We start from the raw sequence: 16314 nt of genomic DNA, 5'->3' as shown, positions 1-16314 counted from the left end.
TTTGTCAAAGTTAACAAGTATTCAAAAATAAAATCTCCATAATCTTGGTATATATTGTCCTTATCCACTGCCACCCTCCCTTTTCCATGAATAAAGACGCTTTCCTTATTTCAGAAAAGCGCCCGATTGTTGAAGATCGTTATTCAACTAAAACCTTAGTTAGTTCAAGAAGGACTGTTCTTTTTTAGATTTGTTAAATAAATCTATTCTTTCTTTAATACTTTCGTTCTTACTAATATCCCACCATTCAACGACTACATAAATCTCATTTATATCTTTAAGTGTAACAGATTCACCGTTTTTATTTAGGTATGGCCCTCCTATAGCACCAGTTGTATATTCTGCTATGTTCATCTCACCAGTAGCTGAATCAGTATGAACCACTGAATCATCACTATCTATAACCACATGCGCTTCAAAGTGGAAGTAATCTGTCATATACTCTTTGACGTTTTTCATATTTAAAATCCCAAATCCTGCTTTAAAGTCTTCTGGTGTTATAACAATTTCATAACCTGTTAGATTCCAGCTTTCACTTTCACCCATCAATAATAAATAATAGTTATTACCATCTTTTTGAGCATTACAGCCAGATAGTACAAAGAAAGACAACATCAAATAAATCCAAGGCACTAAACTTTTTATATACTTCTTCATTATATCCCCCTTTGAAACATTACTTCTATAAAATTTTAACATAAATATCCAATCCTCCAAAAAAGAATGTTATTCAACAATATGATCCGATTGCTGAATAACATTCTTCATAAGATGAACATCCATTATATATATCCAATAAAAAAATCAACTCAAAAGAATAACTTAAGAGATGATTTTTATCAATCTTTATTTTAAATAATCAATCTTTATGTCAAATGATTAATCCCACTTGCTCAATTCAATTTCATCTATTTAAATGTTCTATAGCTCTCGAGTTCATTAATGCATCTACTTCATCTATACCCATATCAAACATGACGCTAGTGTTTGTTACAGGCTGGAAATAGTAGTCTACTTTATGCTTACCAAATTGCTGTACTAATTCTTCCCATTGTACTGTTGGTAGCAATGCAAAAGCTAAAGTATCATTGCCTAATGATTCCATAAACCAACGAATTTGATATTGAGGGGAAAGCATTTCCTGCATAGCTCGAATTGCGCTATCTCTATCAGTCACATCATCGGCAAAGGGAATCGTCATCTTTTTTTCTTGGGAGGATAGAACAATATCCACACCTCTAGGCTTGTCTATTTCAACAATTTCACAATCAATTCGATCTGGCTCATGCAATTGCTCGTTAAAGTAATCTATTAAGTCTTCCTCAGCTTCTCGCCAATCTATCCAAATGAGCAGATCACTTTGATCATATATTTCTTCAAGTGTTAAATTGTTTAAGAACTCTGCAATCTTCTGTTGATTCGTCATTTCCCTCACTCCTCGTCAATGTTTTTACTCTCCGTGCTGTTTCAGCTATGCCCAATGATCAGTGTTTCTTTTATATTCTTTTAGTTTACCATAGTAATGATCCTACAAGGTGATGCTTTTTGGAAGATGTGATACGAGATTTGAAATTACCACCAAAATGCAATTAGGTGTCTAGGGTTTTACCTTCTTTTTTACCAACTATTCATTTCTCCATGGATCACCCTCATCACTATCCAACCATGAAAGAAAATTATCAGTTATATCATTTTCGGTGGGTACACAATATCCATCACTTACTAATTGGAAATTAACAGCATCCTCTACTGCTCTCATTAAAAGATGATATCCACCATTATCATTGCCAACAGAAACATAGCCTGGTGCATATCTTTGCACTTCATATGTTTTATTCATTTCAATTAATCCATCTGTTGAATATAGCTGAGCTAAATTACCATGCATTCCGTTTGATACACTTAAAAACTCTTTATATACTTTCGGCAGCACTATTTGTAGCTCTTTCTCAACCTGCCGAATTTCTTCTATAGTTGCTGCTTCATACAAATCAATAGCCCATTCCTTGGCATGAAACGCTGTTCTATACTTTTTAATCATTTATACCTCCAAAATGTAATATATTATTTTGCTTAACAAAAGTGTCGCTATATGTTTGTATCAAGATCAATTACAACCCTGATCCAACAAAAAATAAAGCGAATATATGGCTTCTTCCACTTGCTTTATTGTAATTGGTGAAGTGAGTTCAGCTTCCTCATTTATATTTAAAAATTGTATAGGTTAATAAAAGATTGGATCTTCTGCTCCTGACGATTTAAGAGTCAACTATACATTTCATTTCACTCTGTGATAGCAATCTATGTCTACAATTTTTCCCTTACGCTACGCTTTTCGCAATCACTACGATTCACCTTGCTAACATCATAACACTATCGCAGAAATTAAGTTCTGAATTGACGTAAAAAAACTGTATACACTCGCTATCATCCGAGTTTGTATACAGTCTAAAAATTTTGCTTATTATGCCGAGCACGAACAAGATCCGCCTGAACCACAGCCCCCAGCACATGAAGAACCAGATGCGAAGAAAGGATTACTTACAGGCACCTTTACTGCTTCTGATACTGTTTTTCCTATAAGTAGGCTTATCTCGTCGAGCAAATCTTGAAAATCGTTTTCAGCTATTTTTAAGGCTGAAACCTTTTCATTTAGATCGAGTGCGCGCTTTTGCTGACGAATCGATTTCATAATTGTATGATAGTCCGGATGATATTTTCCGAAACGTTGTACATCTTCGTACTGCTCTTTCATGCGATTAAAAGCGTGTATAGCTTCGATTAACTGAACATCGCTATAAACAGCATCATAAGCTTGTTGCAGCATTTTCGCAGGCTCAGAGGAAAGGATCATCTCACAAAGCGCATCGGCCTCATCCAATATGATTACCCAGTCAGAGGTCATCATCATAGTTAATTCCCCCAATCTCTTACCCATCATAACAGATTTTGTGGTAATTTTACATTATTGATATTTTTACATGAAGGAGTTTTTATATTGGCTACATCATCAAAAGAACAAATCAAAGAATTACTAGCAAATATTTTACAAGAAAGCACTGCTGAAGATGAAGAGGTTTTATTGCATTTATTATCAGGGCTTCATGCAAAACAACACGGGGTACATCGTCGATATATCAATGCTGCCCTGCATATGGTGGGTAAATTTGAGCCAGAAATTAGTGAGGTTCGAATTCCAATTACACCAGTTATCCATAATACGATTAAGGTCCCACATGGAGGAATTATCGCAACAATAGCAGATGCAGCGATGGGAGGATTGGCTTCTCGTTCTGTACCAGAAGGCTTTAATGTGGTCACAACAAATATGAATGTCTCTTATATTGCTACAACTACAAATAAAGAGCTAATTGCACGTGGACGCTTTGTACATAAAGGGCGTCAAACACTTGTAATGGAATGTGATATCGAGGATGAAACTGGACGCAAGCTTGCTATTGCAACTGGATCATTTTTTGTCATTCAACGCCGCTCTCAGGCATAAGATTTAGAAAATAATCACGGACACATTGTTGATCGGAAAAAGGGAATTTTTCATTTTTTATTTGTTGAGTTTGTTCATGCCCTTTTCCGGCAACAAGGACAATATCACCTTTTTCGGCTTTTTCTAATGCCTTATGAATTGCAACCTTGCGATCTAAATAAATTTCATAATATTGCTGTTCCGTAAAACCTGCTATGATACTTTCATTAATTAGGATTGGATCCTCATCACGTGGATTATCAGTTGTTAAAAAAATAATATCTGCATACTTACTGGCTACAGCACCCATCGCAAAACGTTTTGCCTTATCCCGATTTCCTCCACAGCTAAATACTAGATAAAGTGTCCTCGATCGATCAAATGTTTGTAAAACAGCCTGTAATGCCTCTGCAGTATGCGCATAATCCACATACACATCAATACCAAATGCATTATCGATTTTCTCAAGTCTGCCTTCTGGTAGCCTTAATGACCACATATGCTCGGCTATCTCCTCAATTGAAAAACCTAAGCGCCATATAGCCATCAACGCGGCTACTGCATTTTGCACATGATATTTTCCAATGAAGGGAATTTCTACGATATGCTCACTTGATGATGTTTGTAGACAGAGTACCGTTTTGCCAATGGATTCACTGACAATTTGGATATGTAAGTCATTGTGATTGTCAAAGCCAAATGAGCAGGATTTTTTCTTATCATAAATACCAACAGAACGACAGAAATTATCATCTCCATTTAACACTAGCTTTTTAGATAAATCTGCCAATCTCTTTTTCGCTCGCTTATACGCCTCAAGCCCTCCATGATCCTCTAAATGGTCCTCAGATAAATTTAAAAAGACACCACAATCAATATCACAATGATCTAATCGATGCTGCTGTAAACCCATTGATGAAGCCTCTAAAACAACATGTGTAACACCATTTCGCGCACATTGCTTTAAAATCGGATGCAATTCCTTAGCCTGCAATGTCGTTAATTGCTCATATATAGTTTGTTGTTTTTGTCCATTTATAAAAAATCCAACAGTCCCAATAACAGCTACATTTTTATGTAAAGCTCTTAGCAATTGGCTTACAAAATGGCTCACTGTTGTTTTTCCATTTGTCCCGGTTATAGCTATTACCGTCAATGCTTCTGCTGGAAAGGCCGCAAGCTTTGCACTTGCATACGATAAAAATAAGGCTGTATTTGGAACCCAAACAAAAGGAATATTTTGATCAGTAATAGGTAGTGAGATACTTTCCTCTGAAACAATGGCTACAGCCCCACGAGCCAATGCCTCTTTTACAAAGCGACTACCAGACGTTTTCTTGCCCTTTCTTACTATAAAAATATCTCCTGGTTTTACAGCCTGTGCATAGTCCTCAACACCTGTAACAATAGTTCGAATAGACCCACCAGTCACACTACATGGCCAATCCTTTAAAAGCTCAGCTAATTGCATGCCTCACTCCCCCTTTCAGTTCTCTATCATATGACGGTGTCTGTAACGGTGTGACGAAAAATGTAGGTAGAGGCTTTACTCTCAACAGATCGATTAGAAAATAAAAAAACTGAAGTTCAACTCGGCTGACCAAGTTAATCTTCAGTTACAGATGCTATTTTATTGTGTGGATTCATCGATAGTCTCTACAGGTTCTTCAGCGTCAATATTCTCACTATCCTTCTTTTGTGAGGAAGGCTCAATAAAAATTTGTGTATAATAATTTAAAAAGACACCAGAGCCAACTGTTGCATATTTTTCATTCAAAATAACTTTTCGATGCTCAGCAGAATTGAGCCAACCGTGCATGGCCTCTATAGCATCAAAATAAGCCGTCGCTAGATTCTCATTTGCCTCACTATATTCAATCCCTTGTGTTTCTAATCTCTTTTTTAAATCCCCATTTGTAGGTGATTCATGCCCAATAAAGTTTTGAACTTTCATATCCTCACTATGCATTTTAGCTGCTTCTTCTAGTGTTACATCAACTTGTAGCGGAAGTAGATTATGATGTATCCTAGTTACATTCAGTAAATCGTCAAGCTGTTCAGCATTTGCTTCATTGATTTCCTGCTGTAAAAAAGAAGACGGAGGTGTAGGTATAACAAGCTCACCTTGATAAGTCATTTCATATGGTTGATGAAGAACAAGTGTTTCGCTATTAGTGAAGCGTATACCCTGTAGCTCACTAGTTTCTCTATCTATATAAAGCTGTGCAAAAAGTCCATCGAATTTCACAAGTAAACGAGTCTGCATATCTTCTTCACTCATTGAAAAAACAAAAATATTATCATCAACATTTGCCGCTACTTCATAATCAATGATTGTCATTCGATAAATCTCATCACGTTTTTGTCCAACTTTAAAAGGATAAGCGTCTAAATCTTCTCCAGCTATGTAAACTTGCGTAACTATATTATTTTGAACCCCTACCATAAAAAATGTAGCGGCACTCGTATTATAGACCCACCAATCATATCCAAAGGACGATGGTTCCTTTCGTGCTGGCTCTCCGTATTGCTTCACAACTGCTTGTACACCTTGACCAATGAATGTCGATAATCCAGTTTCTGGCCTTGTCATTGCTCCAACTTCTGGCTGCTTTAATTCTGTTTTTGGTATAATATTAGAATTCGCATTTGGTCCTTCAAGTGGCTCATTTTCACGTGGTGTATTAAAAAACATAAAGCCGATTAATGCTATTGCAGCACATGCCATAAGAATACGGAATAAAGCTTTCATACATGACTCCTTTTCATCACCATTATTGTAAGTTATTATATCAATTGTAATTGGGTTGACACAATGTTGTCATTGCAACAATGTCGAATATGCTCTATTATAAAAATGAGCGTATACTTTGTACGAGAACCTAAAGGAGGATTTTACATGTATTTTGAAAATACTAACCTTGAAAATTTAACAGCTGATCAAGAACTTATTGAAAGCATTATGAAAAAAAATGGTTTAGAATGTGATGGCGGCTGGGACTATGAACGTATGACATTTGATAAGCGTTTCGATACTCGTGAAGGTCGTTATTACCTTCGTGTATTCGCATATGCAATTTCTGGTGACGTTGGTGCACACGACGCAATCCTAACGTTAATGAAACCAGCACTTGGTAAATACTATTACCCACATGGTGTTGAATATGGTGACGATGAAGTGTATCCAGCACACCTTGTAAAAAAATGTGAAGAAATCTTAAAAAAGGTTAAATTAGACTTAGATGAATTCGCAATCCAAACGACAAATAAAAACAATATTGAACCTGTTAAAGCACGCTAATCTATATTTTTAGTGACAGCTATGTTCCTCATTTAGGAAATGGGAAGAATCCAACTCTCCACTGCGACAACAGCTTCAAATATCGTTTTGAAAAGACTGGTGGTCCAGTCTTTTTTATTTTGAGTAAAAATATTTTTTCGTCTCATACTAATGATATCTTTCAATAGGATGTAGGTGAGATTAAATGCTACAATTTTTAAAACATCCCTTTTTTCGCCACCCAATAATTGTTATTGCATTAGGAATAGCACTTCTTTGGTTTATATCGTTATCATTACCAATATTACTTGCCTACGTCACCGCCATATTATTAGAGCCTATCATCATGCGTATTAGCAAACGATTCCGAAAAAAACGGAAAATTACTGTATCCATTTTTTTTATATTCTTTTTAAGTATAACCATATTATTATGTAGCCTCATAATATTTATAGCCTGGAAACAATTTTCAACATTTATCATTCACATTCCTGAGTATCTCAATCAACTGTCAGCACTATGGATTCAAATGCAATCCAAGCTTTCTAACTATACGTATCATTTACCAGTAGATCTTGTCATCCAAATTCAACTACTCATTTCACGGGCATTAACATCCATTGAAAAATTTGCCCTGTCTTTAACAAACGTGAATGTATGGTCATCACTGCTTACCTATATTCCTTCACGTTTGTTTGATATATTTGTTTATTGGATTGTGCTATACATGTTACTTTTAGAGCTGCCAGCCATCAATCGTAAAATGTTAGCCCCCTTTCCCTTTCACTATCACCAAAAAATATTATTTATTGGGCAACGAGTGAAACTTGCTTTGTTCGGCTTTATAAAAGCTCAATTTTTAGTTGGTATTTGCATTTTTGCAATAGCCTTTGGAACGTTTTTTATACTAAAAACACCATTCCCACTTATATTAGCACTTTTGCTTGTGATTTTAGATGTTATTCCTTTTTTAGATTCATTTATATTGCTTCTACCTTGGGCGATTTATAAAGCCTTTACAGGTGACTATGTCTTTGCTATTGCACTAGTGGTGCTAACCATTGTCTTATTTTTGGTTCGACGTATGATTGAACCTAGAGTTATTGGCAATAAAGTTGGCCTTTCCTCTCTTACAACATTTATCGCCATGTTTATCGGCTTTAAAATATTCGGATTTCTCGGAATTTTAATTGGCCCTTTACTAGTTGTTGTTGTTCTTTCTTTATTGAATCAGACACCCATAAAAAATCTCCCACCTTCTCAATAAAAAGTGGGAGATTTTTGTTAAACCCCTAAAATAGCTTTAATAACAGAAGTTGTTTCACCTGGTTCAAATAAAACATAAAGTAAAACGTACACTAACACCCCAGTAATAGCTACAAAGAACCAAATAATACTTGTAATCGGACCAATACGACGGTGAAGCTTAATATTCATTTTTAAGCCAGAAATAATGCTCACAATTCCAAACACAGCTCCAGTAGTTGCTAAAATAATGTGGAAAATTAAGAAGAAAGTATAATATGGTTTTAAATCTTCTCCACCACCAAATGCTGTATTTCCAATAAATACTGTACGTGAAGCATAAATGATAAAGAAAATAAGTGCCGCAACACCCGCAGCTAACATTACTTTTTTATGTGCTTCAACTTTTCTTTTTATAATTAAGCCCCAGCCAATCGCTACAAGTACTGCACTGATCACGATGAATGAAGTACTTAGAGTTGGTAAAATTTGCAGTTCCATTCACAAAACTCCTTATAGAAAATTTCTACTTTCAATTAATGTTGCTGTTGACTTTCCCATTTTTGTTGATGTGCCTTTAATGCATCAGCTGTAATTTTATCTGGATCCTTTTGTTCTGAGCGATACCATTTTATAAAGATTGATCCAAGTAATACACCAAAAATAAGCTCTTGTAAAATTTTCATCAGAACACCGCCCAACTGTTGATCGGCAACAGGCTTCATATCTGTAAAGAGCTCTGGTCCTGATAGAGATAAGCCAGATAAAGTAGAGGCTGGTACACAAAGTTCCATTGCTTTTAACCATGCCTCACCATTTGTATAGGTTTCATACATGGCATCAGGGGCAAAAATGATTAATGCACATGCAGGTGTAATTAATACCGCATTAGCAATTATATAAGCTAATTTGTACAAAGGCTTCATTTGTGAACGATTAGGCATATTTTGAATTAATGGCCAATACATAAAAACAGCAGATACAAATAACACAAATGTATATGTACCGTGTAAAGTTTCGTTTAGTTTAATGTAATCTAAAACTGATGGTAAATGGTAGAAAGAAAATAATCCGATAAAGACAAATACTGCTACAACAGGTAACGTACACACTTTAAATATTTTTCTAGCAACAGGTGCTTCTATTGCAACTTTCCATACCCACCAAGGAATTCCCTTAATTATGAAAATTGGAACAAGCAATAATAAAATAGCCATTTGCACCATATGCATTGTAAACATAATGTGCGCCATTAAATCTATTGGAGATCCCTTAATAATATAAATCGTTACCATTGCCAGCACAAAATAAATTGCCTCTCCCTTTTTCAAAGGCTCACTTTCTTTAAAATCCTTGCGCCATTTTGTTGTGATTAAAAAATAGATGACTGTTATGAAAACGAGAACCCCTATTAAATATGGGCTCCATAAAGCTTGGAAACCAAATATACTAAGTGGCATACAGAACGCACTCCTTTAAACTTCAGTACTCCTATTATAGAACGCTTACAAATATACTGCAATGAACGAAAGGTGAACAAATTACTATTGATAGTCTAGGCACATACATACTAGCGATAAATAGATTGAAAGCCTTATATTTTAAATACAAATAGTCAACAAGAAAAGCACGTTCCTACAAAATGTAGAGAACGTGCTTCTTTGGTGATTACCACCAAATGATAGTTAAGAATGCTAAGAAGAATGTAAATGCGATTAAAATTCCCATCCACATGAAGAAACCAATTACACCACCGAAGTGAGTTTTTTTGTCTTCTAAGTGCATGAAAGAGTAAAGTTGAAGAACAACTTGAACTCCAGCAAGCAATAATACGAATGGCATGATTAAGTATTTAGAAAAATCGGCTGCAACTACTGCGAACGCGATAAATGTAAAGAAAATCATAATCGCAAAGTTGATTACTTGTTTACGCATATGAACGGCATTATGATGACGATCATACTCGTATTGTGCCTGTGACTTAGCAACTATAGGTGTATCGTGTGATGACATTATCCGATCACTCCCATCAAGTATACTACTGTAAAGATGAATACCCAAACTACGTCAATAAAGTGCCAATATAAAGCAGCTACGAAGAATTTAGGTGCATTGTACAAGTTTAAACCACGTTTAGCATTACGGATCATTAATGTTGAAATCCATACAAGTCCTAAACATACGTGGAAACCATGTGTACCAACTAATGAATAAAACGCAGTTGCGAATGCAGATTGGTTAAATGTAAAACCAAGACCTACATAATGTTGGAATTCATAGATTTCAAGTGCTAGGAATCCCAGACCTAAAGCTAATGTAATTGCTAACCAAGTTTGCATGCCTTTAAAGTTAAAGTTACGCATATGGTAAATCGCATATACAGATGTTAGGGATGATGTTAAAAGTAACATCGTCATAGCAAATGCTAAAGGTAATTCAAATAAACCTTGTGTTGTGAACTCCATGCCCGCAGGACCTTTGTTCTTAAGCGCTAAGTAAGTAGCGAATAAACTTGCGAAAAGTACAACTTCACAGGCAAGGAAAATCCAGAAACCAACGACTTTATTTTTACCTTCCATCGTAGCTTGTTCAGGATGATCTGGCCAAGTATGAGGAGTAAATTTAGTATTGAAATCCATTATTTATTTCCTCCTTTGCCGTAAAGTTTTTCTTCAATTTCAATAATTTCTTCTTTGTGTAAGTGGAAACCATGATCGTCCTTAATAGAACGGAAAATCATAGCACCGAATGTGATAGCAAGACCACCAATTAAGATATAGATTGACCATGGTTTATCTGCATCTGGATTGTAAAGAGCACCGAATGCTGCGATAAACATACCTAAAGAAATAACGAATGGGATAGCTGAGTTGTTTGGCATATGGATATCACCTAATGGCTCAGCAAATGTAACTTCTTTATTACCTTCTTGTTTTTCAATCCACCATGGATCTAAACCACGTACAAGTGGTGTTTGGCGGAAGTTATAGAATGGAATTGGTTGTGGAATTGACCATTCTAGTGTACGTCCATCGCCCCATGGGTCGCGACCTGCTGGTTTACCTTTAATGGACATTAAGCAGTTGATTACCATCATGATAACCCCAACACCCATCATTGCTGCACCAATTGTTGAAATATAGTTGAACTGATCCCAACCTTGACCTTCCATGTAAGTGAATACGCGACGTGGCATACCCATCAGGCCTAGGAAATGTTGTACGAAGAATGTTAAATGGAATCCAATGAAGAATACCCAGAAAGTCCATTTCCCTAATGTTTCGTTTAACATACGGTTGAAGAAAATTGGCCAGTAGAAGTGCGCTGAACCAAATAAAGCTGTTACGATACCACCTACGATTACGTAGTGGAAGTGAGCAACGATAAAGTAAGAATCGTGTAATTGGTAGTCAAGAGGTGCAGATGCTTGCATGACCCCTGTAACACCACCCGCAACGAATGACGGGATGAAACCAAGTGCATAAAGCATTGGTGTTGTAACTTTAATAGATCCGCCCCAAATAGTTAAGATCCAGTTGAATACTTTCATACCTGTTGGTACGGCAATTGCCATTGTTGCAACGGCAAAGATTGCGTTTGCTGTTGGCCCAAGACCAACTGTAAACATATGGTGAGCCCAAACCATGAACCCTAAGAAACCGATTAAAATTGTTGCGAAAACCATTGATGAGTATCCGAATAAACGCTTACGAGAGAACGCTGGAATAATCTCAGAGAATAACCCGAATGCTGGTAATACTAAGATATAAACCTCTGGGTGCCCGAAGATCCAGAATAAGTGTTCCCAAATAATTGTGTTACCACCCATAGTATGGTCAAAGAAGTTACCACCAAACATACGGTCAAATAACATCATTAATAAACCGATTGTAAGTGGCGGGAATGCAAATAAAATTAAAGCACTTGATACAAGCGATGTCCAAGTGAATAATGGCATACGCATGAATGTCATACCAGGAGCACGCATTGTAATAATCGTAACGATAAAGTTAAGACCTGAAATTAATGTACCCGCCCCTGATATTTGTAAACCGAGAACATAGAAGTCAATACCATGTCCTGGAGAGTATAACGATAATGATGCATAAGAAGTCCAGCCCGCATCAGGAGCGCCACCCATAAAGAATGACAGGTGAAGGAATACTGCACCTAGGAAGAATAACCAGAACCCTAAAGAGTTCAGGAATGGGAATGCAACGTCACGCGCACCAATTTGTAATGGTACTAGCATGTTCATAAATGCGAATAGTAATGGAGTCGCCGCTAGGAATAACATTGTCGTTCCGTGCATTGTTAATAATTCATTGAAAAAACCTGCTGATATGAAATTGTTATTTGGTTTCATTAACTGAATACGCATTAATAACGCTTCAAAACCAGCGATAGCGAAGAACAATGTACCGGCTAATAAATACATCACTGCTAATTTTTTATGGTCAACAGTAGTAATGTAATCCCAGACAGTTGCTCCAAAGCCCTTTTTCTGTGTGTATGAGCTCACAACTTTTACCTCCCTCAAAGTTTGTTACATAAAACTTAAAATTATTTTTCAACAGATAAGCTCATGATGTATGTTGCAAGAGCATCGATTTCTTCATCAGTAAGTTCACCATATTTTCCTGTCATTAAGTTACCTGGTTTAAATTGTTCAGGGTCCTTAATCCAAGCTTTTAGGCTTTCTTCATCATGTTTTAAGAAACCAGCAACACGGTTACGGTCACCAAATGTTGTTAAGTTAGGACCTGGTGCACCACTAACGCCCGTACCAGAAATTGCGTGACAGCCTAAACAGCTGTTAGCAAATGTTGCTTCTCCAAGATCTGTTGAAGCTTTGTCAGCAACTTTACCCTCTGTTGCTTTCATTGCAGTTACCCATGCATCAAATGCTTCTGGGCTTAAAGCTTTAACTTTGAAGTCCATTAATGCGTGTGAAGGACCACATAACTCAGCACATTTACCATAGAAAACGCCATCTTTAAGGTCTTTCGATTCTTTATCGAATTCTAAGTAGAATTTGTTTAAGTTTTCTACGTTCGTATCCATTTTACCGCCCACAGCAGGAATCCAGAATGAGTGCTTTACATCGGCAGCTTTTAAGTTAAAGTAAACCTTTTGACCTGTTGGTACAACTAATTCTTGTGAAGTTACAATACCTTGGTTAGGGTATTCGAACTCCCACCAATATAATTTTGCAGTTACATTTACTGTAAGTGCTGTTTTGTTACCATCTTCATCTACTATATCCATTGCAGCAACATCTGCGAATTTATAAGTAGCAGTAACAACTGGTACAGCTAAGATTAATAATAAAATAATTGGAATAACTGTCCAAATCACTTCAAGAGTGTGACTTCCTTCTACTTGCTTAGGAATCACATTTTCGCCAACTTTTGAACGGCGGAATTTTAAGAATGCAAGTAAATAGATAACAGATACGATTACTACTACTAACGTCATAATTCCAGTAGCTAACATTAATAGATTGAATTGTTCTTTACCTACTTGACCAGATGGTTTTAGTGCAGAAATATAATCTTCACCACAACCGGAAAGGAAAACCATCATCACTGCTAGAAGTGAAAAAAGACGCCATTTTTTAAGCCCTTTCATCATAGCTTAATTAAACCCCTCTTTCTTTGTTGTATTTTCATGTGTACCTAGGACATTAGTGCTGTCTATTTGAATTCTTTAGGAAAAGAAAGAATTCCTAAAATTAGCTAAACAACGCAAAAATAATGATGGATACAAATAGTATTGTCATATGATTCAACGAATAGATAAACATTTTATTTGCCCATTTCATATCATCTTTTGTGGTAAAGCCTTTAAAAGCTAGAATTAACCAGCCCAAGTTCAATGCAGTTGCAGTAATTAAGAAGCCAACCCCAAGCTCTGGTAAAAGGAAAGGTAACGGTAATAATAAAAGAATCCAGAATAACATCGAGTATTTCGTTCGTTTAAATCCCTTTACGACAGGTAGCATCGGTATATTAGCAGCACGATATTCTTCAGTACGTTTCATCGCAAGCGCATAAAAATGCGGTGGCTGCCATGCAAACATGATCAGAAATAAAGCAAGTGCTCCTGGACCTAATGCAGGTTCAACAGCTGCAAACCCAATAACTGGTGGAATTGCTCCTGAAATACTTCCTACAACCGTGTTACTAACATGCTTCCTTTTAGACCACATTGAATATAGAACAACATAAGCAAATATTCCTACTAGTCCCCACATGCCGGCCGCAAACGATGCCGCAAATAACAAAATTTCACCTACAATTAAAAATGAGAGGGCAATGGTCAATACAAAATTCGGCTTAAATCTACCTGTTACTGTCGGTCTTGCCTTCGTTCGTTTCATGATTGGATCTATATCCTGGTCAATGAAGTTATTCATTGCTCCTGAACCACCAATTATGAGTGCCGCTCCCAGCATGGTAAACAATATGACATCTAATTCTTGCAAGAAATGTCTACTAGTAAATTGAAATGCCAGCCACATCCCTGTAAACGTTGTGACAAGATTCGAGTTAACGATTCCAATTTTAATCAGAGCTAAGAAATCTTTTACAACAGATGTTGATGCTGGTCCAGTATTTCTAGTAGCCGACAATGCACGACCGTTTGACATGTTACCTCTCCTTTCATTTTTGTAAGCATATTCCGCTAACAATTACTATAGCGAAATTTGCGATTGATTTCTAGACATTAAGTGAAATTTAGATGAAGTTGTAAAAATTAGCTTTGTCTAGAAATATAATTAAAAACAACATATCTATAGTAAAACATTTTCTAAAATCAATTGTGAAGGTTAAAGCACGAAATTATGAACAATTTGTGAAATGGATTCGACATCTAAAACTCCGTTCTCTTTACAAGTTGTTTTTTACCTGTATTTTAGATATTATCTAGTAGCAGAAACATTACTTTCATGTAATGTTGATAGATAAAGTAGGTGACTCATTTTATGCAACACAACAGGTTTATGAAGTGGTTTGCTGTTGCCGCTACGGTTGGAATGCTCCTTATTTTACTTGGTGGAGCTCTTGTTACCAAAACAGATAGTGGCTTAGGCTGTGGTCGAAATTGGCCTGATTGCAATGGTTCTCTTATTCCAAAAGAAATTACACCAGAAGTCTTAATTGAATTCTCACACCGTCTTGTAACTGGGGTCGTATCTATTTCAATTCTTGTGTTAACAATTTGGACATGGCGTAAACTCGGTCATATTCGTGAAGTAAAACTATTAGGTTTCCTAGCGATGTTCTTCTTAATCGCTCAGGCTCTCATTGGTGCAGCTCAGGTATTGTGGGGACAAGGTGACTTTATATTAGCCCTCCACTTTGGAATTTCTTTGATTTCTTTTGCTGCAGTTCTTCTTCTCTCTATGATTGTATTTGAAGTGGATCGAAAATTTGATGCCGATAAAGTTTTTATTGGAAAAAAGTTACGTTGGCACACAATTGCTGTCACAATTTATTCTTATTTGGTCGTTTATACAGGTGCGCTTGTACGCCATACGGATTCTAGTTTAATATGTCCTGATTGGCCACTCTGTTACAACGATACACCTTTAGCCCCTCTAAATAATATGTATGAATGGGTGCAGATGGGGCATCGCTTAGCTGTTCTAATCTTTTTCATTTGGATTGCATACATAACCTGGCACGCTGTAAAAGAATATAAAAATCAACGCGTTATTTACTATGGTTGGGTGATTGCCTTTATTATAGTAATCTTACAGGTAATTGCTGGTATGTTAGTAGTCCTAACTAAATTGAATTTAATTGTCGCATTATTACATTCATTATTTATCTCAATTTTATTCGGTCTACTTTGCTACATGATATTGCTAGTTGCACGTAGCAATTATAATGAAAAAAATAAATAACTCTAGAAAAGATTCGTGCTATTTAAGACGAATCTTTTTTGTTTTTCTATCTAAAATATCCACCTAAATCATTCCCTCACCTCAGCGAATGAATCAAATAAAATGGTCAAAAAATAGACATAAAGACATAAAAAAGGGTAATAGATAGCTAGTAAAAGCTTTCTATTAACCCTTTTTTATTAACGATTATTCTATTTCAATTAACAAATCACCCGTGGAAATTGCATCGCCTGCACTTGCATAAACCTCTTTTACGATACCATCTTTTGGAGCTTGGACGGTTGTTTCCATTTTCATGGCCTCCGTAATTAGCAGGTGGTCTCCTCGTTTCACTTGACTGCCCTTCGATACCACTACCTTTAACACAGTTCCTGGCATCGTGGCACCGATTTG

At 36.2% G+C, this 16314-nt stretch carries 18 protein-coding genes; 4 read left to right on the top strand and 14 right to left on the bottom strand.

Features of this window, described 5'->3' with window-relative positions; translation table 11 throughout:
• Window positions 1-159: 159 nt before the first annotated feature.
• The 4 genes from B2R82_RS04320 to B2R82_RS04305 all read right to left on the bottom strand — a co-directional run bounded on the left by B2R82_RS04320 (window position 160) and on the right by B2R82_RS04305 (window position 2911).
• Entirely contained in the window at window positions 160-657 is a 498-nt protein-coding gene (locus B2R82_RS04320; RefSeq protein WP_286923694.1) for a hypothetical protein, read from the bottom strand.
• Window positions 658-904: 247 nt separating this feature from the next.
• Window positions 905-1426: a hypothetical protein gene (locus B2R82_RS04315; RefSeq protein ID WP_286923693.1), complete on the bottom strand. Its 522-nt coding sequence runs from the start codon at window positions 1424-1426 to the stop codon at window positions 905-907.
• 198 nt (window positions 1427-1624) lie between these two features.
• Window positions 1625-2041, bottom strand: a complete 417-nt coding sequence (locus B2R82_RS04310; RefSeq protein ID WP_286923692.1) for an SMI1/KNR4 family protein — start codon at window positions 2039-2041, stop codon at window positions 1625-1627.
• 423 nt (window positions 2042-2464) lie between these two features.
• Window positions 2465-2911 (bottom strand): YlbF family regulator, encoded by a 447-nt coding sequence (locus B2R82_RS04305; protein WP_286923691.1) that lies wholly within the window; start codon window positions 2909-2911, stop codon window positions 2465-2467.
• Window positions 2912-2998: 87 nt separating this feature from the next.
• Between B2R82_RS04305 and B2R82_RS04300 the strand changes: the two genes are divergently transcribed.
• Window positions 2999-3505 (top strand): PaaI family thioesterase, encoded by a 507-nt coding sequence (locus tag B2R82_RS04300; RefSeq protein WP_286923690.1) that lies wholly within the window; start codon window positions 2999-3001, stop codon window positions 3503-3505.
• On the opposite strand, the gene B2R82_RS04295 is transcribed toward B2R82_RS04300, so the two are convergent.
• Together B2R82_RS04295 and B2R82_RS04290 are read right to left on the bottom strand one after the other, a co-directional pair.
• Entirely contained in the window at window positions 3480-4955 is a 1476-nt protein-coding gene (locus tag B2R82_RS04295) for a UDP-N-acetylmuramoyl-L-alanyl-D-glutamate--2,6-diaminopimelate ligase (protein WP_283871040.1), read from the bottom strand. The genes B2R82_RS04300 and B2R82_RS04295 overlap by 26 nt on opposite strands.
• Window positions 4956-5114: 159 nt before the next feature.
• A complete protein-coding gene (locus B2R82_RS04290; protein ID WP_286923689.1) occupies window positions 5115-6236 on the bottom strand; it encodes a CAP domain-containing protein in 1122 nt (373 codons plus the stop codon).
• 147 nt (window positions 6237-6383) lie between these two features.
• On the opposite strand from B2R82_RS04290, the gene B2R82_RS04285 reads away from it, so the two are divergent.
• Entirely contained in the window at window positions 6384-6785 is a 402-nt protein-coding gene (locus tag B2R82_RS04285) for a YugN family protein (RefSeq protein WP_283871038.1), read from the top strand.
• A 184-nt stretch (window positions 6786-6969) separates the two neighbouring features.
• Complete coding sequence (ytvI, locus tag B2R82_RS04280; protein WP_286923688.1) at window positions 6970-8031, top strand: sporulation integral membrane protein YtvI; 1062 nt, start codon at window positions 6970-6972, stop codon at window positions 8029-8031.
• 17 nt (window positions 8032-8048) lie between these two features.
• Here ytvI and B2R82_RS04275 read toward each other — a convergent pair whose 3' ends face one another.
• The 7 genes from B2R82_RS04275 to cyoE all read right to left on the bottom strand — a co-directional run bounded on the left by B2R82_RS04275 (window position 8049) and on the right by cyoE (window position 14661).
• Window positions 8049-8510 carry a DUF420 domain-containing protein gene (locus B2R82_RS04275; protein WP_283871036.1) on the bottom strand — a complete coding sequence of 154 codons (462 nt, stop codon included), beginning with the start codon at window positions 8508-8510 and terminating at the stop codon, window positions 8049-8051.
• Between the two features lie 35 nt (window positions 8511-8545).
• Complete coding sequence (ctaG, locus tag B2R82_RS04270) at window positions 8546-9469, bottom strand: cytochrome c oxidase assembly factor CtaG (protein ID WP_286923687.1); 924 nt, start codon at window positions 9467-9469, stop codon at window positions 8546-8548.
• Between the two features lie 208 nt (window positions 9470-9677).
• On the bottom strand, window positions 9678-10022 hold the full coding sequence (locus B2R82_RS04265) for a cytochrome C oxidase subunit IV family protein (RefSeq protein WP_004224789.1): 345 nt from the start codon (window positions 10020-10022) through the stop codon (window positions 9678-9680).
• On the bottom strand, window positions 10022-10648 hold the full coding sequence (locus tag B2R82_RS04260; protein ID WP_286923685.1) for a cytochrome c oxidase subunit 3: 627 nt from the start codon (window positions 10646-10648) through the stop codon (window positions 10022-10024). Before B2R82_RS04260 ends, B2R82_RS04265 begins: the two co-directional genes overlap by 1 nt.
• Window positions 10648-12531: a cytochrome c oxidase subunit I gene (gene ctaD, locus B2R82_RS04255; protein WP_286923684.1), complete on the bottom strand. Its 1884-nt coding sequence runs from the start codon at window positions 12529-12531 to the stop codon at window positions 10648-10650. The genes B2R82_RS04260 and ctaD overlap by 1 nt, the downstream gene beginning before the upstream one ends.
• 41 nt (window positions 12532-12572) lie before the next feature.
• Window positions 12573-13643, bottom strand: a complete 1071-nt coding sequence (coxB, locus tag B2R82_RS04250) for a cytochrome c oxidase subunit II (RefSeq protein WP_286923683.1) — start codon at window positions 13641-13643, stop codon at window positions 12573-12575.
• A gap of 100 nt (window positions 13644-13743) precedes the next feature.
• Window positions 13744-14661, bottom strand: a complete 918-nt coding sequence (gene cyoE, locus B2R82_RS04245; RefSeq protein WP_286923681.1) for a heme o synthase — start codon at window positions 14659-14661, stop codon at window positions 13744-13746.
• A gap of 336 nt (window positions 14662-14997) precedes the next feature.
• On the opposite strand from cyoE, the gene B2R82_RS04240 reads away from it, so the two are divergent.
• A complete protein-coding gene (locus B2R82_RS04240; protein ID WP_286923680.1) occupies window positions 14998-15921 on the top strand; it encodes a COX15/CtaA family protein in 924 nt (307 codons plus the stop codon).
• Window positions 15922-16107: 186 nt separating this feature from the next.
• On the opposite strand, the gene B2R82_RS04235 is transcribed toward B2R82_RS04240, so the two are convergent.
• Window positions 16108-16314 (bottom strand): biotin/lipoyl-containing protein (locus tag B2R82_RS04235; protein ID WP_286923679.1); only part of this gene is annotated, 207 nt, incomplete at its 5' end.

The sequence above is a fragment of the Lysinibacillus sp. UBA6686 genome (assembly GCF_002455205.1).
GTDB lineage: Bacteria > Bacillota > Bacilli > Bacillales_A > Planococcaceae > Lysinibacillus > Lysinibacillus pakistanensis.
This window is presented reverse-complemented; position numbering and strand designations above follow the sequence as displayed.